This is a genomic window from Planococcus donghaensis MPA1U2 (genome assembly GCF_000189395.1).
GTDB classification, from domain to species: Bacteria; Bacillota; Bacilli; order Bacillales_A; family Planococcaceae; genus Planococcus; species Planococcus donghaensis_B.
In genome coordinates, this window is sequence record NZ_AEPB01000027.1 from 35,476 (window position 1) to 58,931 (window position 23,456).

General features: G+C 39.9%; 24 protein-coding genes. 19 read left to right on the forward strand and 5 right to left on the reverse strand.

Features of this window, described 5'->3' with window-relative positions:
* Window positions 1–162 precede the first annotated feature (162 nt).
* The 4 genes from GPDM_RS07265 to GPDM_RS07280 all read left to right on the forward strand — a co-directional run bounded on the left by GPDM_RS07265 (window position 163) and on the right by GPDM_RS07280 (window position 3,993).
* Window positions 163–432, forward strand: a complete 270-nt coding sequence (locus GPDM_RS07265) for a hypothetical protein (protein ID WP_008430279.1) — start codon at window positions 163–165, stop codon at window positions 430–432.
* A 250-nt stretch (window positions 433–682) separates the two neighbouring features.
* Complete coding sequence (gene dacB, locus GPDM_RS07270) at window positions 683–2,173, forward strand: D-alanyl-D-alanine carboxypeptidase/D-alanyl-D-alanine endopeptidase (protein ID WP_039863091.1); 1,491 nt, start codon at window positions 683–685, stop codon at window positions 2,171–2,173.
* A 143-nt stretch (window positions 2,174–2,316) separates the two neighbouring features.
* On the forward strand, window positions 2,317–3,039 hold the full coding sequence (locus GPDM_RS07275) for a gamma-glutamyl-gamma-aminobutyrate hydrolase family protein (RefSeq protein WP_008430281.1): 723 nt from the start codon (window positions 2,317–2,319) through the stop codon (window positions 3,037–3,039).
* A complete protein-coding gene (locus GPDM_RS07280; RefSeq protein WP_008430282.1) occupies window positions 3,040–3,993 on the forward strand; it encodes a dipeptidase in 954 nt (317 codons plus the stop codon).
* A gap of 61 nt (window positions 3,994–4,054) precedes the next feature.
* On the opposite strand, the gene GPDM_RS07285 is transcribed toward GPDM_RS07280, so the two are convergent.
* The 3 genes from GPDM_RS07285 to GPDM_RS07295 all read right to left on the reverse strand — a co-directional run bounded on the left by GPDM_RS07285 (window position 4,055) and on the right by GPDM_RS07295 (window position 7,118).
* A complete protein-coding gene (locus tag GPDM_RS07285; protein WP_008430283.1) occupies window positions 4,055–4,951 on the reverse strand; it encodes a YihY/virulence factor BrkB family protein in 897 nt (298 codons plus the stop codon).
* 142 nt (window positions 4,952–5,093) lie between these two features.
* On the reverse strand, window positions 5,094–6,401 hold the full coding sequence (locus GPDM_RS07290; protein ID WP_039863094.1) for a hemolysin family protein: 1,308 nt from the start codon (window positions 6,399–6,401) through the stop codon (window positions 5,094–5,096).
* Between the two features lie 87 nt (window positions 6,402–6,488).
* Window positions 6,489–7,118: an HD domain-containing protein gene (locus GPDM_RS07295; protein ID WP_008430285.1), complete on the reverse strand. Its 630-nt coding sequence runs from the start codon at window positions 7,116–7,118 to the stop codon at window positions 6,489–6,491.
* A gap of 163 nt (window positions 7,119–7,281) precedes the next feature.
* Here GPDM_RS07295 and GPDM_RS07300 point away from each other — a divergent pair, with 163 nt between their 5' ends.
* The 3 genes from GPDM_RS07300 to GPDM_RS07310 all read left to right on the forward strand — a co-directional run bounded on the left by GPDM_RS07300 (window position 7,282) and on the right by GPDM_RS07310 (window position 9,824).
* Window positions 7,282–7,758 carry a metal-dependent hydrolase gene (locus GPDM_RS07300; protein ID WP_008430286.1) on the forward strand — a complete coding sequence of 159 codons (477 nt, stop codon included), beginning with the start codon at window positions 7,282–7,284 and terminating at the stop codon, window positions 7,756–7,758.
* A 60-nt stretch (window positions 7,759–7,818) separates the two neighbouring features.
* Window positions 7,819–8,007: a hypothetical protein gene (locus tag GPDM_RS07305; protein WP_008430288.1), complete on the forward strand. Its 189-nt coding sequence runs from the start codon at window positions 7,819–7,821 to the stop codon at window positions 8,005–8,007.
* A 170-nt stretch (window positions 8,008–8,177) separates the two neighbouring features.
* On the forward strand, window positions 8,178–9,824 hold the full coding sequence (locus tag GPDM_RS07310; protein ID WP_008430290.1) for an SLC13 family permease: 1,647 nt from the start codon (window positions 8,178–8,180) through the stop codon (window positions 9,822–9,824).
* 26 nt (window positions 9,825–9,850) lie between these two features.
* Here GPDM_RS07310 and GPDM_RS07315 read toward each other — a convergent pair whose 3' ends face one another.
* Both GPDM_RS07315 and GPDM_RS07320 read right to left on the reverse strand, forming a co-directional pair.
* Entirely contained in the window at window positions 9,851–11,050 is a 1,200-nt protein-coding gene (locus tag GPDM_RS07315; RefSeq protein ID WP_008430291.1) for an MFS transporter, read from the reverse strand.
* A 127-nt stretch (window positions 11,051–11,177) separates the two neighbouring features.
* Window positions 11,178–11,609, reverse strand: a complete 432-nt coding sequence (locus GPDM_RS07320; protein WP_008430292.1) for a hypothetical protein — start codon at window positions 11,607–11,609, stop codon at window positions 11,178–11,180.
* A gap of 311 nt (window positions 11,610–11,920) precedes the next feature.
* Between GPDM_RS07320 and GPDM_RS07325 the strand changes: the two genes are divergently transcribed.
* The 12 genes from GPDM_RS07325 (at window position 11,921) to GPDM_RS07380 (ending at window position 22,928) form a co-directional block, all read left to right on the forward strand.
* A complete protein-coding gene (locus GPDM_RS07325; protein ID WP_039863098.1) occupies window positions 11,921–12,598 on the forward strand; it encodes an SOS response-associated peptidase in 678 nt (225 codons plus the stop codon).
* A gap of 37 nt (window positions 12,599–12,635) precedes the next feature.
* Window positions 12,636–13,490, forward strand: a complete 855-nt coding sequence (locus GPDM_RS07330) for a patatin-like phospholipase family protein (protein WP_039863100.1) — start codon at window positions 12,636–12,638, stop codon at window positions 13,488–13,490.
* A gap of 56 nt (window positions 13,491–13,546) precedes the next feature.
* Entirely contained in the window at window positions 13,547–13,993 is a 447-nt protein-coding gene (locus GPDM_RS07335) for a GNAT family N-acetyltransferase (protein ID WP_008430296.1), read from the forward strand.
* A 25-nt stretch (window positions 13,994–14,018) separates the two neighbouring features.
* The gene (locus GPDM_RS07340; protein WP_008430297.1) at window positions 14,019–14,468 is read left to right on the forward strand and encodes an Lrp/AsnC family transcriptional regulator; all 450 of its coding nucleotides are present in this window, start codon (window positions 14,019–14,021) and stop codon (window positions 14,466–14,468) included.
* Window positions 14,469–14,734: 266 nt separating this feature from the next.
* Window positions 14,735–15,676 carry an ABC transporter permease gene (locus tag GPDM_RS07345; protein ID WP_008430299.1) on the forward strand — a complete coding sequence of 314 codons (942 nt, stop codon included), beginning with the start codon at window positions 14,735–14,737 and terminating at the stop codon, window positions 15,674–15,676.
* Window positions 15,677–15,691: 15 nt separating this feature from the next.
* Complete coding sequence (locus GPDM_RS07350) at window positions 15,692–16,579, forward strand: ABC transporter permease (protein ID WP_008430300.1); 888 nt, start codon at window positions 15,692–15,694, stop codon at window positions 16,577–16,579.
* Window positions 16,580–16,599: 20 nt separating this feature from the next.
* Entirely contained in the window at window positions 16,600–18,153 is a 1,554-nt protein-coding gene (locus GPDM_RS07355; RefSeq protein ID WP_008430301.1) for a glutathione ABC transporter substrate-binding protein, read from the forward strand.
* A gap of 7 nt (window positions 18,154–18,160) precedes the next feature.
* On the forward strand, window positions 18,161–19,177 hold the full coding sequence (locus GPDM_RS07360; protein ID WP_008430302.1) for an ABC transporter ATP-binding protein: 1,017 nt from the start codon (window positions 18,161–18,163) through the stop codon (window positions 19,175–19,177).
* Complete coding sequence (locus tag GPDM_RS07365; RefSeq protein ID WP_008430303.1) at window positions 19,140–20,138, forward strand: ABC transporter ATP-binding protein; 999 nt, start codon at window positions 19,140–19,142, stop codon at window positions 20,136–20,138. Before GPDM_RS07360 ends, GPDM_RS07365 begins: the two co-directional genes overlap by 38 nt.
* A 62-nt stretch (window positions 20,139–20,200) precedes the next feature.
* Window positions 20,201–21,805 carry a gamma-glutamyltransferase family protein gene (locus GPDM_RS07370; RefSeq protein WP_008430304.1) on the forward strand — a complete coding sequence of 535 codons (1,605 nt, stop codon included), beginning with the start codon at window positions 20,201–20,203 and terminating at the stop codon, window positions 21,803–21,805.
* A 26-nt stretch (window positions 21,806–21,831) separates the two neighbouring features.
* The gene (locus tag GPDM_RS07375) at window positions 21,832–22,398 is read left to right on the forward strand and encodes a chromate transporter (RefSeq protein WP_008430306.1); all 567 of its coding nucleotides are present in this window, start codon (window positions 21,832–21,834) and stop codon (window positions 22,396–22,398) included.
* Window positions 22,395–22,928, forward strand: a complete 534-nt coding sequence (locus GPDM_RS07380) for a chromate transporter (RefSeq protein WP_008430307.1) — start codon at window positions 22,395–22,397, stop codon at window positions 22,926–22,928. The genes GPDM_RS07375 and GPDM_RS07380 overlap by 4 nt, the downstream gene beginning before the upstream one ends.
* Window positions 22,929–23,456: the final 528 nt, after the last annotated feature.

Consider the following 23,456-nt stretch of genomic DNA (forward strand, 5'->3'; position numbering starts at 1 on the left):
TTATGGATATTACAGGCTGTAGATTCACTCGAATAGTTGAGTGGATCTACAGCTTTTTATGTAGAATAAAAATTAGAAGTTTATTGTTACTTTTCACTGTAGCGGCTATTTGGTGAATATCTGGTATACTATGGTCAAAACTTAGTGTAGGGGGCCAGTATGATGAAGGATGTTTGGGTGATAAAGTACGGTGATCACACAATTCGTGTTGTTAATACATGGACCAATGAAAAGTTATTTGTAGATGGCGTGTTACAAGATGAACAAGTAGGCTTGCATTTGACTTCCCGGTTGTTTGGAAAAGTGAGAAACAAAGACGGTGAATATGAAGAGATTAAAGTATCGATTGGCTCTTATTTTTGTAAAATAGAATGCCGTATTTTTGTAGGAGAACGGTTAATTTATACAACAAAACAGCAAATGAGCGAATGAGTTAAAGTTATAAAAGACAATTGGAAAGCAGTAGAAACTTTTTGTTTCTACTGCTTTTTTTTGTGGGAAAGAATAGGTGGATTGTTCTATTAATAAAACCAAAGGATACATTGACATGATTTCAAATAGAGAATATACCTGAGTCGGAAATGGATGACTATGTGAAAAGATCTATTTGTCGAATTAACTGATAATTTAAATGGATACTGTGTTACATTATTTAACATATTATGGGATGGGAGATGTTGTAATGACGAGGAATAATAGGATGAAAAGTTTAATGGCTTTATTGTTGGCAACAGTAATAATGGTTTATCTCACAGATTATGAAAATAAGGCAGGTGCGGACGGTGAATACGCACCGTTAGTTAGCGAAATCAATGAAATCTTACATGACGAACGACTAGATGGTGCGTTAATAGGAGTTAGTATTAGAAAAGCAGATACCGGTGAACAAATTTACGATCATTTCGGAGACACTCGATTAATTCCGGCTTCGAACATGAAGCTTTTTACTGCTGCAGCTGCTTTTGAAACTTTAGGCGAAGATTATCGTTTCACTACAGAAATACATACGGACGGAACTATAAAAGGGGAAATGCTTAAAGGAAATCTTTATTTGAAAGGAAAAGGAGATCCAACATTGCTGGAAGAGGATTTCGAACAATTTGCACGTGAACTTAAAAGCCAAGGAATTCAAAAGATTAAAGGCGATTTAATCGGCGATGATACTTGGTATGATGAGGTTCGGTTGTCTGAAGATATTACGTGGCAGGACGAAGTGTATTATTACGGAGCTCAAGTATCGGCATTAACTGCATCACCAAATAAAGATTATGATGCAGGATCTCTTATCGTCGAAGTTAATGCAGGAGGTGCGGTCGGCGAAGAGCCGAAAGTGTCACTAACACCTCAGACAGATTATGTATCCATCATAAACAAAGCAAAAACAGTAGCAGCTGACCAGCCAAAGACGGTTTCTATTAGTCGTGAGCATGGAACCAACCAAATTATTATTGAAGGAAATATTCCGGTAGATGGTTCACGGAAAAGAGAGTGGATTGCTGTTGACGAACCTTCAGGTTATGCGCTTGATTTGTTTGAAAATGCTTTATTAGCAGAGGGAATCGAATGGACTGGGAAGTATACAATGAAGATGGGTGAAACTCCTACAAACAGCACATTACTATTAGAGCATCAATCAATGACGCTTGCAGAGTTATCGATTCCTTTTATGAAGCTTAGCAACAATGGACATGGTGAAGTGCTTGTTAAAGAAATGGGGCGCATAGTCGAAGGACAAGGAAGTTGGGAAGCAGGACTCAATGTAATGGAAAGTGTAGCTGGAACACTTGGTGTTAATACCGATACTATCTTGCTTCGCGATGGTTCAGGAATGTCTCATGTCAACTTAATTCCAGCAAACGAAATAACGCAATTATTGTCTGGAATTCAAACAAAAGAGTGGTTTAATAGCTATAATAATGCGCTCCCTGTTGCAGGAAATGCAGAACGATTTATTGGAGGCACTTTACGCAATCGTATGAAAGAAACTGCAGCGCAACAAAATGTAAAAGCAAAAACAGGTACTTTGACTGCGGTATCTGCATTATCTGGGTATGTAACAACTAAAGACGAAGAACCCCTAATCTTCTCTATTGTGATCAATAATGATTTAGCTTCAGTTACACCAATCGAGGATGCAATTGCTACAACAATTGCAGAATATAGCGAGGAATAATCATAGAAAAACGGGAAGCACTCATGCTTTCCGTTTTTCTATGTAGTTCATATTTGTTAAAGTTCTTGTATTTGCTAGTATTCCACTCGAAAAGTCTGTATGTTTATTATATTCAGTTTTTTAAAATCAGGAGGTATACATAGATGAAACCAATTATTGGTGTGACTGCGTCTTTAGAATTAGGGCGGGATGAATATGGCATTGAGCTTGCGGATACAGAAGCAATACTCGCAGCAGGAGGGTTACCAGTTATGCTTCCTCACGTAGTTGGAGAAGATGACTTGGATGAAATTGCCGAACATATTGATGGATTATTTTTAGCAGGGGGCTATGATATTGATCCAACTTTATTCGGTGAAGAACCACATCCAAACCTTGGAGTGATTATTCCGTCGCGTGACGCATTTGAATTAGCCTTAACTAAAAAAGTATTGGCCATGAACAAACCCATTTTAGGTGTTTGTCGAGGAGCACAGATTTTGAATATTGCTGTGGGTGGCGACATGTATCAAGATATTACGACGCAAGTAAAAGCGGACTTGTTACAACATCAACAAAAAGCACCAAAATTCCACGGCTCTCATTTTGTGGACATAACAGAAGGGTCACTACTAAACCGATTGACAGGGCAAACGCGAATAAGAGTGAATAGCCGTCATCATCAAGCCAACCGATTAGTTCCTGTTCCATTTGTCGTAAGTGGCCAAGCAAGTGATGGCATTATAGAAGCAGTGGAAAGCGTGCAACACCATTTTGTACTTGGTGTACAATGGCATCCTGAAAATATGGCAAGAACAAAGGATGCAGCATCGGTCCAGATTTTTTCTGGTTTTGTGGATGCTTGCAAAGAAGAGGGAGATGAGTAGATGAAGGTTTTTGATACCCATTGTGACGCGCTACTGAAGTTGCAAATCGCCAAGCGAAATGCATTATTTCATGGAGAATTATTAGATTTCCAACGCTCAAAAGAATTGGATACCAATTTTGAGCGCTTACAAGCTGGTAGCGTGAAAGTGCAATTTTTCGCTATTTTTATTCATCCTGAATTTCCGTCGGATGATAAATGGCAACATGCTCTTGAGCAAATAGACTTGTTCTATAGTGAAGTACTTGGGAAAAACCCATTGATGAAACACATTAAAAACTGGAAAGACATTGATTCGCTACAGCCTGATGAAATTGGCGCAGTTTTAACGTTAGAAGGTGCGGATGCATTTGGCAATGATTTGATGAAGTTGCGTCAGCTTTATCGATTAGGGGTGCTGTCAATCGGACTAACGTGGAATAATGCCAACCTTTGCGCGGATGGTGTTGGAGATCCAAGAGGAGCGGGGTTAACCTTGCTCGGCAAAGAAGTAGTTCGGCTTAATAATGAGCATCATGTCTTCACAGACGTTTCCCATTTATCGTTAAACGGATTTTGGGATGTGATGGAGTTAGCGAAATACCCAATCGCTAGTCATTCCAACGCGCGTGCACTTTGTGATCATCCACGCAATCTAAATGACCAGCAAATAAAGGCAATGTTCGAAAAAAATGGAATGATTGATGTAGTATTTTGTCCGGATTTTATCAATAAAGATAGTGAACAAGCGACCATATCGGATTTGATTCGTCATGTTGATCACTTTTGCTCGCTTGGTGGTGTAAGAAATATTGGTATTGGGTCAGATTTTGACGGGATTTCTTCATACATTACAGATCTCAACGATGCATCGGAATTTCCAAATTTGATCAATGAATTGCAGAAGCATTATTCAGAAGCAGAAGTAGAGGGCTTTTCGTATCGTAATTTTTTGGAGCATCGACCGGGAATGTGAACCCCATAGTAAACAGTAATAACCAAAAGACCCTTCATCAACGTGATGAAGGGTCTTTTACTTAATACTTATTCATTGAGGATTCTGTATTTTTTCCTTTAACATCGCTGTTAGCGAGTGCATCAGAAGACGCATTCTTTTTCGCAGTTCTGCGTCTGTCTATAATGGCATTTATTTCTGCACCAATCACCAAAATCAAACCTGTTAAGAAGAACCACAACATCAATACGATAAGTCCACCTAAACTACCGTAAGTAGCAGAGTAGCTACCGAAGTTAGAAACGTAAATCGAGAAGCCAAATGAAACAACTTGCCATAAGACTGTCGCGATTACTGCTCCGATAAGTACTTCTTTAAACGGAAAACTTTTGTTAGGTGCAAGCTTGTACATCAATGCTAATACTAAACTCATGACTGCAACCGAAATAACCCAACGAAGAACTTGGAAAATAATTTCAGTTTGCTCTGGTAGATTCAATGTGGATTTGATGATTTCGATAATCGTTCCACCGAAGATTGGTAAAACAAGCGCGATAATAACAGCCACTAACATACCGATTGTTAAACCAATTGCGATTGCTTTTAATTTGAAAAAAGAACGCGTTTCTTTAATACCATAAGCTTGATTGGTCGCGTTGATAAATGCTGTTAAGGCATTAGAAGCAGACCAAAGCGTACCCAGTATACCAAATGTCAATAAGCCGCCTGAAGGGGTAGTGACAACACTAACAATAGTGTCTTGGAATGTGTTAGCTACTTCTCCTGGGAGAATGCTACGGATAAATTCAATTGCTTCGTCTGGGTCAATTTGAAGATAGGGCAAAATAGATAGCAGCAAAATTAATAAAGGTACAATAGCTAATAAATAATAATAAGCTTGTGCTGCAGCAAGGGTTGTTGCATTATCTTTTTTAAATTCATTGCCAAGTTCTTTGACAAATCCCATTGCTTTACTCATGTGATAACCTCCATTAAAAAAATTTTGTCTATTTGTATATGCCCTAATAAGGAGTAGATTAACCCTGAAATAAGGAGAAAATTATAACAAGACAATTAGATGGAATCATAGAAAAAGAATGTCCGGTTAACGGACATTCTTTTTAAGGTGTTTTTGGTAATATGTCACAAGCAACTTTTAAGATATGGTGATTTTCCATTTCAACGATTGACCATTGGCATCCTTCTTTTATAAAAAGGTCACCTGTTTCAGCTTCTATCAGCTGATGCTGGATCCAACCAGCAATGGTATCGATATCATCGCTGTCTTCAAAGTGGAAACCAAAACGTTCTTCTAGGTCTTTCAACAGGACGCGACCATTTAGAAGATAGCGTGTATCGCTTTCCTTAATAATTTCTTCGTCTTCTTCTTCATCAAATTCATCACGGATTTCTCCAACGATTTCCTCGAGTATGTCTTCCATTGTGATTAATCCCGACGTTCCACCGTATTCATCGATTACTAGCGCAATATGTGTACGGTCTTTTTGCATTCTCACTAGAGCACTTTGAAGTGGAGTCGTTTCATGAAAATAAGGCAAGGCATGTACAAGTTCTGACATCTCAAATTGGCCATTAACAGCATAATGCGTCAATACTTCTTTTGCATTGATAAATCCAATAAGGTCATCTTTGTCTCCATCTCTTGCAATGGGATAACGCGTAAAACGATGATCTCGGATTTCCGAAAGAAGTTCTTCGTTTGTTAAATCATCAGAAAAGGCAATCATTTGAGTTCGTGGAATCATGACATCTTTCGCACTGCGTTCATCAAAAGCAAAAATGTTCTGCATGTAGGACAATTCCGTTTGATTGATTTCTCCGCTTTGGAAGCTTTGGGCCATAATGATTTTCAGTTCTTCTTCTGAATGGGCTTGGTCTTCTTTGGCCGGTTCAATTCCGAAAATCCGTAATAGGACGCGAGCCGAACCATTCAATATAAAGATAAACGGATACATAATTTTGCCAAACCAATACAAAAAAGGAGACAGAAAAAGTGTCATTCGTTCAGTAAATTGAAGTGCCAATGATTTTGGTGCCATTTCCCCTAGGACCACATGTAAGAATGTCACTAATGAGAAAGCTAAAACAAATGAAATGATGGTAGAGGCGGAAGAAGGAACATCGAGCATATCAAACAAAGGATAAAAAAGACGTTCAACTGTCGGTTTTCCTAACCAGCCTAAGCCAAGAGCCGTAACCGTGATCCCAAGCTGACATGCTGAGAGATAATAATCCAGGTCATTGGTAATTTTTTTAACTAGTACAGCTCTTTTATTTCCTTCATCGATTAATTGGTCGATGCGCGACATCCGAACTTTAACGACGGCAAATTCCGAGCCGACGAAAACAGCCGTTAACGCGATTAATAAGACAAGCAAAGCTAAATTCAATATAAGTATGGGGTCCAATAAATTCCCTTGTTAAGGGATTCACCTCCGAAAGTAGTTGTTGATGTTAAATTTACCATAATCTTACCTCGAAATATAGAGTCAAGCTCAATGCTCAGCTATGATCTTGCGTGTAAGCTCTTTTACATCGATGGCAGTGTCTTCGTTAATAACATCATCAAGCATAACGTTTTTAAAATACTCGACACTTGCGGGCAATGGAAGACCCAGTAATTTAGTTAACGCAATCCGGTACATCACGACAAATTCTTTATCCGTATTGCCCCGCTTCAACTCTGCAAAAGCTTCATAAAATTGGTCTAGTTTATCTGCTAACTCTAGTAAACGACCTTCTACAGTATCATCTTTTCCTTCTTTCATGCGTTCAAAGAAAACGTCATGAAATTCTTTAGGAATTTCTCGAAGGATGAATTTTTCCATCATGCCTTCTTCCACTTTTGCAATCATTTCCTTTAATTCAGGAGAGGCGTATTTAACCGGTGTTTTAATATCTCCGATAAACACCTCTGCAAAATCGTGGTTAATGGTTTTTTCATATAAAGATTTCCAATCGATTTCTCGGCCAGCACGTTCTTCAATGGTTGCAAAAAACATCGCATACTGACTGACTTTCCACGAATGGGCTGCAACATTATGTTCTTCAAATTTGAACATTCCAGGTGCACGGATAATCCGTTCTAAATCATTTAATGAAGTGAAAAAACGATGAATGCCCATAATGACGCCTCCTTTTATAATTCTTAGTGGAATATTCAAGGTAAAGTAGAACCCGTTGCTTAATAGAATTCTATATACACTGCCAATTTCCCTATCTTAAGCATACACGATTTTTAGTATAATAAAAATGAGCTCAAATCAAGTACGACAAAGGAGAAACAGCATGACAGGTAAAACACATATAATTGGCGGTATAGCAGCAAGTCTTGCTTTTGCACAAGTTACAAATTATGATCCCGTTCTATTAGTAGGAGCTGGGGTAGTTGGAGCGGTAATTCCGGATATTTGTCATAGTGGCAGTAAAATTGGGAGAACGTTACCGGCATTATCAAAAATAATTAGTCGTCTTTTTGGACACCGAACATTTACACATAGTCTGCTGTTTCTAGCGCTGACAGCTTTTATATTGGAGAGTTTCGTGACAGTAGAAGCCTTATCGGCAGGGTTGCTAGTAGGGATGCTCAGTCATATCGTCTTGGATATGGCGACCAAAAGAGGTGTTAAATTGTTTTTTCCATTCAAATGGACAATTCGCTTTCCAGTAACTGCGACTACTGGAGGCGCTTCCGAATATTTGGTTTTCTCACTCCTTTCACTTCTGACTGTATACTTCGGCTACGGTGTTTTTCTTCCACAATAAGGGTTTTGTTTTCATCCCATAGGGAAATGAAAAAATAAATACTCGAAGGAGGAACGTTTTATGGCAAAAAATGATTTTTCAGAACACGCAAATCCAAAAAGCAGCCAAAGCCAGCGACAAGATGAAGAATTTAAAAGCATTGACGAACAGGCAAAAGACCGCGGGGAAAAGATGAGGGAAAAAGGAGCTCATAACAATAAAGGCATTGGCGATGAAAACAATCCAATTGGTGAATCGCAAGAGCGCTAAAAAATCATGAAATAATAAATGGAAAGGCAGGGGCTTAAAGTCTCTGCCTTTTTATAGAGATAATTATAAGGAAACAATTAAGCCTTTCAGCAACTTGTTTGTAAAAGTGTAAACGGATACAATTAGAAAGGTAATTATTGGTTAATATAACAAATAGATGGAGGGATAGCATGATTTCAGCAACATGGAATTGGATGTGGGAAAAACATGAGCAAGCAAAAGAGACATTTCGACTATTTACGAATCCGGGAGCAGGAGTTCCCGACAATCGAGATCGGGCTGAAGACGCAGGGTCGTACGATGAACGCAACAAAAAGCGAAGCTATAATGCACCGCAACTCATTGGGTTAATCCTAGGTCCGTTGCTGTTTATTTTAACTTTGCTATTCTTTAATCCAGACGGACTTTCACCTGAAGCGAAAGCAATACTTGCCAGTACCATTTGGATTGCCACTTGGTGGATTACAGAAGCCATTCCAATTCCAGCAACATCACTCTTGCCAATCATTCTTTTTCCAATGACTAAGGGGCTCGATGTCAGCGCTACAACTTCAGCGTATGGCAGTGATACAATCTTTTTGTTTATGGGTGGTTTTATGATTGCCCTGACAATGGAGAAATGGGATTTGCATAAGCGAATCGCCTTAACTATTATTTCTGTAATTGGAACGAACACGGAACGCATCATTCTTGGTTTCATGGTTGCGACAGGATTTCTGTCAATGTGGATTTCCAATACCGCTACGGCGATGATGATGGTACCAATTGGATTAGCCATTATTTATCAAGTATCGGAAGCTTTAAAATATAATTCTTCAATCGATACTTCAAAAGAGAATTTCAGCTTTGGTAAAGCTTTGATGCTAGGGATTGCGTATTCGGCATCTCTTGGGGGAATTGCAACATTAATCGGAACACCTCCGAATACGTTACTTGCAGGTGCAGTCAATGAAATTTATGGTATTGAAATCACTTTCGCCCAGTGGATGTTGTTTGGTGTACCATTAGCATGGATTTTTATAGTAGTTGCTTGGGTTTATTTAGTGAAAGTTGCTTATCCACAAAAATTGAAACATTTACCAGGAGGTAGCGAAGTAATACGTCAACAAAAAACTGACTTAGGGAGAGCTTCTTACGAAGAAAAAGCAGTCTTTGTAGTTTTCTTAGCAGTAGCACTTGCTTGGATCAGCCGCTCATTTGTCTTGGATGCTTTTGCGCCCAACCTCGAAATGACTGATGCAACGGTCGGTTTGATTGCTGCGATGGTATTATTCATTATTCCTTCTAAAAATAAAAAGGGCGATCACTTGCTAGACTGGGCAACCGCTGTCAAGTTGCCTTGGGGTATTCTACTGCTGTTTGGTGGAGGACTGGCTATTGCTGCTGGATTTACAAGCTCCGGATTGTCTGAATGGATCGGCAATCAGTTGATTGGGTTACAAGGCGTTAATGTTCTGATCATTATTTTGGTAGTAGCTGCGCTCGTGTTGTTCTTGACCGAAATTACTTCAAATACAGCTACTGCTTCGATGATGTTCCCGATTATGGCATCACTTGCAGTTGCTCTTAGCATTCACCCTTATGCATTGATGGTAACGGCAGCCGTTGCAGCATCTTGTGCATTTATGTTGCCAGTTGCAACACCTCCAAATGCGGTCGTGTTCGGCTCTGGATATTTGAGGATTTCAGATATGGCCAAAGCGGGCTTTGCGCTTAATATCTTTGGTATTTTCTTTGTCGGACTTGCAGTATTCTACTTCTTACCGCTTGTTTGGGGGATAGATCTAATGTCGATCCCAGCGGATTTTCTTAAATAAGATTTAAGTAACAGCAAAAAGCAGGCTCATCTCCGGGAAGAGCCTGCTTTTTTTCGGTAAAGAGTAATGGCCATTATGTAAAGAAGCGGTAAAATAGCGCTAAATAGAACTAGGCCAGTCCAACCACCAGAGGTCCATAAAGGACTTAATACAGAACTTCCTGCTGCGACGCCTATATAGTACGATACCAAATAAAGGCTAGAAGCACTGCCTTTGTGGTGAGTTGCTTGCTGGCTGACAGAAGCAGCAGTTAGGGCGTGAGCAGTGAAAAAGCCGAGGCAAGTGACACAAAGACCAACAACAATCATCCAAAGATAAGGACTAAGTGTCATGAAAATGCCAGCAGATAAAATAAATACACCTGCTAGACGGACATTGCGTATGCTGAATTTTTCAGCAACACGACCAGCCATTGGCGAGCCGATGACACCAATACCATAAGCGAAAAACAAATACGATATCGCCTGCAACGACATAGAAAACGGAGAGGCTGCTAGATAAAAAGGCAAATACGTCCAAATGCCAGTAAAAGAAGTTTGCAAAACTGTACCAAGACCAAAAACCACCAGTAGAGCAGGGTTTTTTAAGTGAAACAAGAAGCCTTCTATATCTTTTGCAAAGCTTACTTGGCTAGAGTTGAAATTCTGTGATGGTGGTAGTAAATAAAGGACAATAACGAATATGAAGAGTCCCGTCACCGCAAAAGCATAAAAGGAAATTTGCCACGAGAAATGGTCAGTTAGAAAGCCTGTTGAAATTCGACCTATCATTCCACCAAGGACATTGCTAGAAATATAAAGTGCAGTCGCATAAGCAATGTTTTTTCGATCGATTTCCTCACTTATGTATGCAAGAGCAGCAGCAGGAACACCTGCTAGTGCAAAGCCTTGAATAAAACGAAGAAATAATAAGATAGAAAATGAATCGGTCAAAGGAATGATGAAAAAAGGAATGGCTGAACCGATTAAGGAATAAATAATATACGATTTTCTGCCGTTGCGATCAGAAAAAAATCCGAGAATAATTAGTCCAAGTATTAAACCGATAATGGTTAGGGCTAAAGATAAGCTAGCTGTGGAAACTGGAACTTGAAATTCTTCTACAAAAACTGGCAACAATGGCTGCACAGCATACATATTTGCAAACGTAAATAACGACGCAAATAGAAGACTGAGGATGATTTTCCAGAACTGGCGATCTTTAACGGTGTATCGTGGAGATTCCATAAATCACATCCGATCGACAATCACTAATGAGTGAAGAGGTCTATAATACTTGCCATTTTACCATTAATCATCCATTTTTTCGAAAAAGAGCAACAGAAAACCCGCATGCAGAGGCAGCGGGTTTTTCTTATAACTTATTGAAGAAAGAAAGAATTTGTTTTTTAGTCGGTTCTTGCAAACGGTAACGCAGTTCTTTGTTTTGTGTGTTAACGATATGGTAAGCAGGATTTTCAGCAACAGTGAATTTCCAATGTGGTTTTGTGTTTTTCTTTTTAATTTGGAGTTCAGGAAGCATCATTTTAGACGTGAAGCTTTCCAGTTTTGCCATTAAAAAGGTATCCATGTACCGTACAATCAAAAAGCCTTGTTGGCGTTCTGGATCGAACTTTGCCAAATTAAATTCACTGACGTCAAATCCCTTTTCATATCGCTGAACAGATGGGGACAACACAAAACAATCTTCATTCGTAAAAATTGTTGAGTTTCCTTGTTGTTTCAGCCCTAATTCTTCAACCAGAAAATCCTTGTTGACGAGACTCATTTCGCGTGCAGTAGCCATGTGATTCCTCCTAATATAAATCGTAGTTCTTCTATTATAACACTATTTCGCCATTTAAGGGACCTTAACGAATTTTCCATAGATTTAGAGTGTAGAGAATATAAAAGCTTAAGACGATAAATCGAACTAATGAAAGACAGAAAATGGACAATAGTGAGATATTGAAGCGTCTTTTAGTAAATAGACTAAGATTTCTCGCAGAGGAAGGATGTTTTTTTAAGGCTGATGACCAGAAAGGGAATAACGAAGAAGGAGAATGAATTTTCTGTTATATTTATAGTAACAACGAATTACAGAAAGGGGCGATTAAAGTGTGTGGAAGGTACTCATTGTTTACAGATTATACGGTGTTAATCGAACGCTTCAATATTGAAGAAACAGCATTAAGTAAAGATGAATATTCCGCAAGTTATAACATTGCACCTTCTCAGCAAGTAGTCGCGATTGTAAATGATGGAGATAGAAATCGATTGGGTCAGCTGCGATGGGGTTTAATACCGCCGTGGGCAAAAGATGCAAAAATCGGTTACAAAATGATCAATGCACGTTCAGAAACGGTCGCAGAAAAACCTAGTTTTCGTTCGGCTTTTAAAAAGAAACGCTGTCTAGTGGTGGCAGACTCTTTTTACGAATGGCAACATATAGACGGAGAAAAAATTCCAATGCGCATTAAGTTGAAGACTGGAGAGCCTTTTGCTTTTGCAGCACTTTGGGAATCGTGGAAAGCCCCAGATGGTCAAATAGTGAATAGCTGCGCGATTTTGACGACCGCTCCAAACAAATTGATGGAGTCCATTCATGATAGAATGCCGGTTATATTGTCAAAAGCTGATGAAAAAACTTGGTTAGATCCGAGCGTAGAAGATGTTGAAACATTGAAAGGGCTACTAAAACCTTATCAAGCTAAAGATATGGAAGCATATCGTGTTTCTCAAGAAGTAAATTCTCCAAAAAACAACAAGCCAGAATTGATTGAAAAAGTTGGCTGAAACAAAAAAGTTGTGCATGTAATTAGCTGAGGGAGGGATGAACATGAAAAGTGGGTTGGTATTAGAAGGCGGTGGTATGCGAGGTGTCTATACGGGTGGTGTTCTCGAAAAGCTATTGGAAGAACATATTTTCGTAGACTACGTGATTGGTGTCTCTGCAGGAGCCTGTCATGCCTCTTCTTACATTTCGAGACAGAATGGTCGAAATCGAGAAGTTACCATTGGTTATGTTAATCATCCAGAATATCTTTCAGTTAAGAATTTACTAACTAAGCGAGAACTATTTGGGATGGATTTAATTTTTGATAAAATACCAAATAGTTTAGTCCCGTTTGACTATGATCGCTTTCACGACGCTACAGAAGAGTTTGTTGTGGGAGTAACAGATTGTGTAACAGGTGAAGCAATTTATTTTGAAAAGCAAAGACGCCCAGAAGATGTGTTAACAATTGTTAGAGCGTCGAGTTCCTTGCCATTCATGTCTCAACCAGTGGAATTTGAAGGAAAACTTTTAATGGATGGTAGCATTGCAGACCCGCTGCCCATTCGAAAAGCGTTATCAGATGGAGTAACCAAACCCATTATTATTTTGACGAGAGAAAAAGGCTACCGGAAAAAAAGGAGTCGATTTGCTGGAATTATGGCAGCATTTGTTCGACAATACCCGGCAATAGCAAAGACTATGGAGAACCGCCATTTGTATTATAATGAAACCATGGAGTTTATCGAGCAAATGGAAAAAGAAGGGTTGGCGATGGTGATTCGACCAAAAGATTTATACAAAATCAAAGGGCTCGAGCGCAACCCAGTGAAATTAGAAACTCTTTATAATCAAGGCTATCAAGATGCTACGAACCAATTGGATGAGTTGTTTTGTTTTCTGCAAAACTAATTTTTAGTAACGACTAGAATGGCATCATGGTAAAGTTAGTAAAGGGTGGACACTTTATGCTCACTGCATTAAATCACCAAGACAAACAAGTTGCTGAAAAAATTCAGCAAATCCAACAAGCTGCTTACCGGATAGAAGCAGAGCTTATGGGATTTTTTGAAATTCCGCAGCTTCGCGAAACGGTTCATGAAATCCAAAATAGCACGGAGATGTTTATTGGGTATAGCGAAGAGCAATTGCAAGGAGTTCTTTCTTATAAAATAGAAGAAGGAGTGATTGATATCCACCGACTAGTAGTTGCTCCTGCTCACTTTCGAAAAGGAATTGGTCGGAAATTATTAAGTGAAGTACTGAAAAAATATCGTACGCATGACTTTAAAGTTAGTACGGGCTCAGCCAATCAACCAGCGATTACGCTGTACAAGCTGCTCGGTTTTCAAGAAATAGGCGTGATCGAAATAGCTCCAGGTATTTACTGTACACAACTATATTTAACTAACTAATAAAAAAAGAGCTTGAGGTGTATTTATGAAACTAGATGAGATTGATCGAAAAATACTAGCATTACTAACGGGCAATGGCCGTATGTCGTATGTGGATATTGGCAAAGAACTTAACTTATCGCGAGTGGCTATTCGAGAAAGAGTGCATCAACTGACAGAGGCTGGAGTGATTGAAAGTTTTACAGTGGTCATTAACAGTGAAAAAGTAGGTAAAAAAGTATCTGGCTTTTTTGAAGTAGATTGTGAGCCGGCTTCACTTGTAAAAGTAGCTCAAGCTTTAGCTGATAATCCGAGCGTCGCTAGTTGCTACCAAATGACTGGACCATCAACACTTCACATGCATGTACTGGTTGATGATTTTATTGACCTTGAAAAGTTCATCAACGAAGAAATGTATGCACTAGAAGGTATTACGAGAGTAGAGAGTCATATTCTGCTGCGTCGTTTCAAGAGCCGTACAGGCATGAAGTTATAAAAGTCTACAGCTGAAAAGCTGTGGGCTTTATTTTTTTGGATAAGAATAACCAAAAATAAATTATTGATAGTTTGAAACGTACAAAAAGTTATATGAATTAGAATAAATGGAACTTTGTGTAAGCTAAAGTATAAAAAATTCATACTTTTGTAAAAAGAGTGTATCTTTTTTGAAATATATCCTCTATAATCAAAATTATCAAAAAATAATCATTTGATAAGCTAAATTAAGAAAATGCTTAACAAATGATTATAGGAGGTGTATTGTTGATTTCTTTAATCGTACGTCGAGCTTTGCAATTACTTTTCTTGTTGGTCGGTATTTCTTTTCTCGTGTTTTCTTCAATGTATATCGCACCAGGAGATCCAGCGGCTGTTATTGGTGGTCCTACAGCGACTGAATCAGATATTACTGCGATTCGAGACAATTTAGGATTAAATGATCCTTTCTTGACTCAATATGCGAGATACGTGGGGAATGCTGTACAAGGTGACTTTGGTTATTCATATCAGACCAGTCAACCCGTTGCTGATGCCATTATGATTCGATTTCCCAATACGTTGAAATTAGCAATTGCCAGTATGATAGTTGCGGTGATTCTTGGAGTTATTACCGGATTGGTTTCCGCATTAAAACAAAATTCTCTTTTAGATGTCTCGGCAACTACTTTTGCTCTTGCAGGAATTTCCATCCCTAATTTTTGGCTCGGGGCATTGTTAATTTTAGTGTTCTCTGTAAACCTCCAATGGTTACCTGTAGGGGGCATGTCGAATCCATTTTATACAATTGACGGCATTAAGGAATTGATATTACCAGCAATTACGTTAGGAACCGGTTCGGCGGCTATGATTGCTCGAATGACGCGATCTTCGATGTTAGAAGTAATTCGCGCTGATTACGTTCGAACTGCACGTGCAAAAGGCGTGAAAGAAAAAAATGTTATTTGGATTCATACATTAAAAAATGCCATGATTCCAATCATTACTGTAATTGGTTTGAACTTCGGACTATTACTCGGGGGCACGATTATTACGGAAAAGGTATTTGCGATTAATGGCGTTGGCCGATTGATGATTGATGCTATTGCTGCTCGAGACTTCCCGATGGTACAAGGTTCAGTCTTACTTGTGGCCACGTTATTTGTACTAGTCAATTTAATCGTGGATATCGTTTATACGTACATAGATCCACGCATTAAGTATGAATAGAGAGGAGGAGAAGCCATGACAACAGCTGAAACACTCGAGCTAAAGCCGAAAAAAAGAGAAAAATATTATATAACGACGCTCAAACGATTGTTTAAGAACAAATTAGCTGTGATTGGACTAGTGATTGTAATTCTTCAAATTTTAATCGCGATTTTTGCGCCGTTTATTACAATCCATGATCCGATCAAGCAAAATTTAGCGAATAGTGAAATGCCAGTTTTTAGTGAAGGGCATTGGTTGGGAACAGACAATTATGGGCGTGATGTTTGGAGTCGGATCGTTTACGGTGCACGAATTTCTCTTGTTGTAGGAAGTGTAGCCGTTACTTTAGGGCTTGTAGGAGGAATTATTTTAGGAATGTTGGCAGGCTATTATCGTAAATTAGATGCCATCATCATGCGCTTCGTAGACTTGCTGTTTTCGTTTCCAGGCATTCTACTCGCTATGTTAATCATTGCGATTCTTGGCACAAGTTTAGTAAATGTAGCAATCGCTATCAGCATTTGGTCAATTCCGACGTGTGCTCGAATTGTCAGAGGGTCGGTACTGTCCATAAAAGAAAAAGAGTACATCATGGCCATGCGCTCAATGGGTGCATCTGATTTGCGCATTATGATTCGCCACATTTTACCGAATGCTTCTGCACCAATTATCGTATTTGCCACTATGCGAATGGCGACAGCAATTTTATCGACTGCTGCATTAAGTTATTTAGGACTTGGTGCACAGCCACCGACTCCTGAGTGGGGAGCAATGATTTCACAGGGGCAGGATTTCATGTGGTCTTCACCACATTTGACCATCGTTCCCGGGATTGCAATTATGTTAACGGTTTTCGCATTTAACGTACTCGGCGATGGACTTCGAGATGCGCTTGATCCGAATATGGATTTACAACAATAAAACATACAGGGGGATTTTTAATGAATAAAAAATGGTTGTTTGCATTAGTGTTGATCGGCTTACTTATCTTAGGCGCATGTTCAGAAAGCACAATTCCTGAAGGGGCAGAAAGTAACGGAAGTTCAAGTTCTTCTGAAGCAGGAGACCAAGAAGTGATTTATGCTTCAACAACAGACGCTGTGGGATTATCACCAACTATGACGAATGATTCGGTGTCTTCAAGTGTCATGTCTCAAATTTATGAAAATTTATTTGAACGGAATCCAGAAACAATGGAAATTGAACCGAAACTTGCAGAGTCTTATGAAAACCCTGATGAACTAACGTGGGTGATTAAGTTAAAAGAAGGAATCGAATTTCAAGATGGAACACCCTTTAATGCAGAAGCAGTAAAATACACATTTGAAAAACTAATTGACCCGGCGACTGCAGCACCACGTGCATCGTTACTAGAGCCAATTGATACGATAACAGCAGTAGATGAAACAACAGTCGAAATAAAAACAAAATATCCGTATGGACCTTTGTTGGCAGCTTTGTCTCATTCAAATGCGGCAATTATTTCTCCAACAGCAGATGAAGCACAAGACTTGATGCAAAATCCAGTGGGAACAGGACCATTTAAGTTTGAGAGCTGGAACCAAGGTGACCAAGTAGTACTCGTTAAAAATGAAGACTATTGGAATGGTGCACCGACACTTGATAAAGTGACGTACAAAGTTGTGCCTGAAGTATCAACAGCTATTTCTATGTTGCAAACAGGAGAGGTCAATTTTATTGATGCGTTGCCTTCAGAACAACTATCACGTGTAGAATCATTAGAAAATATTGACGTAACGAAAAAAGACGGCACACCTGTATATTACTTAACATTTAACCACTCGCAAGAACGTAACGAAAACCCGGATTTCCGAAAAGCGGTAGCAAGTGCAATTAATCGTGATGCTTTTGTTGAAAAATTAAATGGACTCGGGGTAAGAAGTAACAGCGTTCTCGGGCCTCAAGTTTTCGGTTACGACGAGTCGGCTGACGAAGCCGGAACTGCGTATGACCCAGAAGCAGCTAAACAATTAGTAGAAGAAAACGGTTTTGGTGACGAGCCAATTAAATTACTTGCGGCAAATCGCGATAACTTTATCCTTATGGCAGAAATCGTTCAAGCTCAATTAACAGAAGCAGGATTTAATGTAGAAATTGAAACAATGGAATGGGCAACTTTCCTTGATACAGCAAGAGCGGGCGAATACGATTTAACTTTCTTAAGCTGGTCTAATGTAACAAGCGACGGCTCTGAGATGCTTTATCCTAATTTCCACTCAGATAATGTAGGAGCTTCAAACCGAGCGCAATACAGCAATCCGGAATTTGACAAACTGGTTGAAGCATCACGTACAACCGTAGACCAAGATGAACGTAAAAAATATTTAGATCAAGCGAACCAATTGATGTTAGATGAAGATGCGGTCGTTGTGATGTATCACGGCGTCGTGACGGCAGCTACAGATAAATCGATTAAAGGTCTTGAACTAGATCCGAATGGCCAATGGTTCTTACAAAATGTAACAAGAGAGTAGGGAAAGTATGGCAGAGACATTACTTGAAGTGAAAAATCTAGTAACATCTTTTCGTACAGGAGAAGGTTCATTGCAAGCGGTCAGAGATGTCTCTTTTCATGTAGATAAAGGAGAAACTTTGTGTATCGTTGGAGAATCAGGTTGTGGAAAAAGTATCACTTCTTTATCTGTAATGAGACTCCTTCCTTCTAATGGTTCGATTGGAAATGGAGAGATTTTATTAAATGGAGAGTCTCTTCAAAAGCTTTCACCAGAGCAAATGCGACGCATTCGAGGCAATAAGATGTCGATGATTTTTCAGGAACCCATGACTGCGTTGAATCCGGTACTGACCATCGGCTATCAATTGCGGGAACCTTTGCTTTTGCATCATAAATTATCTAAAAAAGAAGCAAGTAAGCAAAGCATTGAATTACTCAGACAAGTAGGAATCCCAAATCCTGATAAACGATTAAACCAATATCCGCACGAACTAAGTGGAGGGATGAGGCAACGTGTCATGATTGCTATGGCACTTGCTTGCCACCCGAGCTTGTTAATAGCAGATGAACCCACAACTGCTTTAGACGTGACAATTCAAGCGCAAATTTTAGACTTGATCAAAGATTTAAAAGACAAATTGGATATGGGTGTGTTGATGATTACGCATGACATGGGCGTTGTCGCAGAGGTTGCTGATCGAGTCATGGTCATGTATGCAGGTAAAAAAATTGAAGAAGGACCTGTTCGAGAAATTTTCGAGAACCCTCAACACCCTTATACAATTGGGTTGTTAAACTCTGTCCCAAATGTAGACGATCCGGAATTCGAGTTAGAACCGATTCCTGGTAATATGCCAGGTCTAAATGAAGAGATATCCGGCTGTCGCTTCCATCCACGTTGTAAGTTTGCGATGGACAAATGCAAAACTGATGCGCCTCCAGAATTCCGTGCAGGAAAAGGGCATTATGCAAGCTGCTGGCTAGCTGATAAGGAGGCTGAAACGGTTGACAACAATCGAGAAAAAATCACCCTTAAAGTCTGATATACTCTTAGAGTTAAATAGCGTAAAAAAATACTTTCCAATTAAAGGCGGCATGTTAAAACGAGTTACTGGAAATGTGAAAGCAGTAGAATCTGTTTCGTTAAAGCTCTACAAAGGAGAAAGTCTTGGAGTCGTAGGAGAATCTGGATGTGGTAAATCTACACTTGGCCGGACGATTTTAGGGCTTGAAGAATTGACCGATGGAAAAATTTATTTTAATGAGCAGGAAATTCAAGATTTAAAACGAAAAGAGAAGAAGAAGTTTGTTAAAGAAATGCAGATGATTTTCCAAGATCCTTATGCCTCTTTAAATCCAAGACAACGTGTAGGGCATGCGCTAGATGAAGTATTTAAAATGCATACCGACATGTCTTTAAAAGAAAGAAGAGATTCCGTAGAAGACTTGTTAAAAGAAGTAGGCTTAAAACCCGAGCATTATGATCGCTATCCACATGAATTTAGCGGGGGGCAACGTCAACGAATTGGAATTGCGCGGGCAATCGCATTAAATCCTCAGTTCATTATTTGTGACGAAGCTGTTTCTGCGTTAGATGTTTCGGTTCAAGCACAAATTTTAAAGTTGTTGAAAACTTTACAGGAAAAGTATAATCTTTCGTATTTGTTTATTTCACATGATTTGGGCGTGGTGCGTTATTTTTGTGACCGTGTACTTGTTATGTATTTGGGGAATACAGTAGAGATGAGTACGGTTTCCGAAATTTTTAACAAACCACTTCATCCTTATACGCAAGCATTATTGTCTGCTATTCCGAGACCGACAGTGAATGCTAAGAAAGAACGCGTACGTTTAGTTGGAGACATGCCAAATCCTGCAAATCCGCCTTCGGGTTGTGCTTTTCATACGAGATGCCCTATCGCACAAGAGATTTGTAAAGTAGATCGACCCGCATTTATTGAACACGAGAAAAATCATTTTGCAGCTTGCCATTTTGCCGGATAACGAAAAAGCCGAATGCGGAAGCGTTTCCGCATTCGGCTTTTATACTGACAGGAGGAATTGTAATGGATTATTTGCACAACCCGTTTGCAGCACAAAGGCAAACTGTATTTTCTAAAAAAGGAATGGTTGCCACATCGCAACCACTAGCAGCACAAGCTGGAATTGAAGTGATGCAAAATGGCGGAAACGCCATTGATGCCGCAATTGCCACTGCCGCTGCATTAACTGTAGTTGAACCTACTTCAAACGGCATTGGGGGAGATGCGTTTGCTTTAGTCTGGGTTAAGGATAAGTTGCACGGCTTGAACAGTTCAGGTCCTGCACCAAAAAGTATTTCTCCAGAAGCAGTAAAAGCACTCGGTTTCGAAAAAATGCCAACTTATGGTTTAGTACCAGTGACAGTTCCGGGAGTGCCGGCTGCTTGGGCTGAACTATCAAAAAAATTCGGTAAGCTATCACTGGCCGAAGCCTTAAAGCCTGCTATTCGTTATGCGGAAGAAGGCTACCCATTAACGCCAATTCTCGGTAAGTATTGGCAAGCAGCTTATGCCAAATACAAAGATTCGTTCACAAGTAAAGAATATCAAGGATGGTTTGATACATTTGCACCTAATGGTCGCGCTCCTGAAATTGGCGAAATGTGGTCTTCTCCGGGTCACGCTAAAACATTAATTGAAATTGGACAAACCGATGCGCGTTCTTTTTATAAAGGTGCCATTGCCGAAAAAATTGATCGCTTTATGAAAAAACACGAAGGATTTTTAGCGAAAGAAGATTTAGAGGCGTTTGAACCGCAATGGGTAGAGCCAGTTTCAACCGATTACCGCGGCTATAAAGTGTGGGAGATTCCACCGAACGGACAAGGTATGGTTGCGTTAATGGCCTTAAATATTTTCAAAAAACTCGATCAACCTAAATGGCAATCTGCGGAAACGTATCACGAACAAATCGAAGCGATGAAGCTCGCATTCACAGATGGCAAAGCGTTTATTACCGAACCAGAGAATATGCCTGTTAGTACTGAGCATTTGCTCTCAGAAGAGTACGCAGCAGCACGTGCCAAAACCATTGGTGAAAACGCATCTGACCCAGAACCATATGAATTGCCAAAAGGCGGAACCGTTTATTTATCTGCGGCAGATGAAGAAGGCAATATGATCTCCTATATCCAAAGCAATTATATGGGCTTTGGCTCAGGAATAGTCATTCCCGGAACAGGGATTGGTCTCCAAAATCGTGGAGCGGACTTTTCGCTAGATCCAGAGCATCCGAATGTATTGGCCGGAGGAAAACGAACATTCCATACGATTATTCCAGGATTCTTGACAAAAGACGATAAGGCTGTTGGGCCATTCGGTGTTATGGGTGGTTATATGCAGCCACAAGGTCATTTCCAAGTGGTTACTAACACCATCGATTATTTAATGAATCCACAAGCTGCGCTTGATGCTCCGAGATGGCAATGGATTGAAGGAAAGACTATTTTAGTTGAGCCCAATTTCCCAAATTATTTAGCGCAAGCATTATCCCGAAAAGGTCATCAAATTCAAGTAGCGACAGATGGCGGAAGTTTTGGAAGAGGTCAAATTATTTGGCGCAATCCTGAGACGGGTGTATTAGCCGGAGGCACTGAATCGCGTACGGATGGTTCGGTGGCTGTTTGGTAGGCCTCAAGAAAGTGGGGGAAGAGCAAATGGGAAGTTCCAAGCTGAAAGTAAATATCGATCTTTTTTTAGCCTTTTTCCGTGTAGGTCTTCTAGGGTTTGGCGGGGGACCTGCTGCAATCCCACTTTTCCACCGAGAAGCTGTCGTCAATTATAAATGGATGACAGAAGATGAATTCGGGGATACCTTAGCTTTAGGAAATACGATGCCAGGCCCCATTGCTACAAAAATGGCAGGTTACATTGGTTATCGTGTTAATGGCGTAATTGGCTGCATTGTAGCCCTTATTGCTACAGTTGTTCCAACGGCGATTTTGATGATCATCTTATTGGGCATTTTACAAAAATACAAAGGGCTCGATTGGGTTAACAGCATGTCGGCTGCGGTAGTTCCAGTTGTTGGCGTTATGCTTGCTATTCTGACATGGGACTTTTTTCAAAAATCAGGAAAAGCACTCGGAATCGGACGCGCCATTTTGTTTACAGCTATCGCTATTGTTTTGTTAGAGATTTTGCACATTCATCCAGCAATTGTCATATTAGGTGTTTTAATCGTTTCCTTAACTTCTTTTAAAAAAGGAGGCAAGGTAAAATGATTTATTGGTCTATCTTTTTAGCATTTTTTATTCCAGGCATATTAGGATATGGTGGCGGACCGGCTTCGATTCCCCTTGTAGAAAAAGAAGTGGTGGATCGTTATGGGTGGATGACTACGCAAGAATTTGGAGAAGTTCTGGCGTTAGGAAATGCGTTACCAGGTCCGATTGCTACAAAAATGGCAGGGTATATCGGTTATGCAGAAGGTGGCGTACTCGGCGCAACTGTCGCTTTATTTGCCTCTGTCGCACCATCGCTTATTTTAATGGTGTTATTAATGGTGACACTCTTAAAATACAAAGATTCTCCGAAAGTCAAAAATATTACCAAACTGGTTCGACCGGTTATTGCTGTATTACTTGGTGCAATGACATTTCAGTTTTTTATGACCTCTATCGATAGCTCAGGTACGATACAAACAGTCGTATTAATTGTTGTCAGCTATTGGTTATTGGAAATTAGAAAAGTCCATCCGGCGCTCGTTATTTTAATGGCGCTCGTTTACGGTGCAGTATCGGGTATTGTGTAAACCAATACAGTGAATATGTGAATAATCCTGAAGAAAAAGCCATCCATCATTGGATGGCTTTCAGCTTGTAGACAGAAGAATTATTTTGTTAGTTAACGAATGAATATTCATCTTATCCTATATACTGGATCCTTCGCTCCATGCGGACGCTTTCCGCGGACGAAGCGCTGAGCCTCCTCGTCGCAAGCTCCTGCGGGGTCTCATCACTCCGTTTTTCCGCAGGAGTCGCCGCATTGCGCTTCGGATCCTTGTGTGATTATTCATTAATTCTCTTGAAAAGTGGAATTACTGGTTACTCTTTCTAATTAGAGCTATATCCTAACAACCGTTCTGGCCACGAAGACTCCTATGGGACAGCGAAAGCTGAAGACCCCGCAGGAATAGCATTGGCCGAAGCCTGCGAGGACAAGCTTTTGCGACGAAGCTAGCGCAGCGATGCAGGAGCATGGGTTTTCAGTGACGAGGAGGCTGAAGCTGAGCCCATGGAAAGCGCAGTGGCTGGAACGGTTGTGGTTATACACAACGATA

Bases quoted from the DNA above. Each gene is read 5' to 3' on its own strand.
- GPDM_RS07335 (WP_008430296.1), top strand. From the start codon at position 13,547: ATGCTCACTGCATTAAATCACCAAGACAAACAAGTTGCTGAAAAAATT.
- GPDM_RS07275 (WP_008430281.1), top strand. From the start codon at position 2,317: ATGAAACCAATTATTGGTGTGACTGCGTCTTTAGAATTAGGGCGGGAT.
- GPDM_RS07375 (WP_008430306.1), top strand. From the start codon at position 21,832: ATGGGAAGTTCCAAGCTGAAAGTAAATATCGATCTTTTTTTAGCCTTT.
- GPDM_RS07310 (WP_008430290.1), top strand. From the start codon at position 8,178: ATGATTTCAGCAACATGGAATTGGATGTGGGAAAAACATGAGCAAGCA.
- GPDM_RS07340 (WP_008430297.1), top strand. From the start codon at position 14,019: ATGAAACTAGATGAGATTGATCGAAAAATACTAGCATTACTAACGGGC.
- GPDM_RS07280 (WP_008430282.1), top strand. From the start codon at position 3,040: ATGAAGGTTTTTGATACCCATTGTGACGCGCTACTGAAGTTGCAAATC.
- GPDM_RS07295 (WP_008430285.1), bottom strand. From the start codon at position 7,118: ATGGGCATTCATCGTTTTTTCACTTCATTAAATGATTTAGAACGGATT.
- GPDM_RS07355 (WP_008430301.1), top strand. From the start codon at position 16,600: ATGAATAAAAAATGGTTGTTTGCATTAGTGTTGATCGGCTTACTTATC.
- GPDM_RS07380 (WP_008430307.1), top strand. From the start codon at position 22,395: ATGATTTATTGGTCTATCTTTTTAGCATTTTTTATTCCAGGCATATTA.
- GPDM_RS07315 (WP_008430291.1), bottom strand. From the start codon at position 11,050: ATGGAATCTCCACGATACACCGTTAAAGATCGCCAGTTCTGGAAAATC.
- GPDM_RS07350 (WP_008430300.1), top strand. From the start codon at position 15,692: ATGACAACAGCTGAAACACTCGAGCTAAAGCCGAAAAAAAGAGAAAAA.
- GPDM_RS07300 (WP_008430286.1), top strand. From the start codon at position 7,282: ATGACAGGTAAAACACATATAATTGGCGGTATAGCAGCAAGTCTTGCT.
- dacB (WP_039863091.1), top strand. From the start codon at position 683: ATGACGAGGAATAATAGGATGAAAAGTTTAATGGCTTTATTGTTGGCA.
- GPDM_RS07285 (WP_008430283.1), bottom strand. From the start codon at position 4,951: ATGAGTAAAGCAATGGGATTTGTCAAAGAACTTGGCAATGAATTTAAA.
- GPDM_RS07330 (WP_039863100.1), top strand. From the start codon at position 12,636: ATGAACATGAAAAGTGGGTTGGTATTAGAAGGCGGTGGTATGCGAGGT.
- GPDM_RS07265 (WP_008430279.1), top strand. From the start codon at position 163: ATGAAGGATGTTTGGGTGATAAAGTACGGTGATCACACAATTCGTGTT.
- GPDM_RS07360 (WP_008430302.1), top strand. From the start codon at position 18,161: ATGGCAGAGACATTACTTGAAGTGAAAAATCTAGTAACATCTTTTCGT.
- GPDM_RS07320 (WP_008430292.1), bottom strand. From the start codon at position 11,609: ATGGCTACTGCACGCGAAATGAGTCTCGTCAACAAGGATTTTCTGGTT.
- GPDM_RS07305 (WP_008430288.1), top strand. From the start codon at position 7,819: ATGGCAAAAAATGATTTTTCAGAACACGCAAATCCAAAAAGCAGCCAA.
- GPDM_RS07370 (WP_008430304.1), top strand. From the start codon at position 20,201: ATGGATTATTTGCACAACCCGTTTGCAGCACAAAGGCAAACTGTATTT.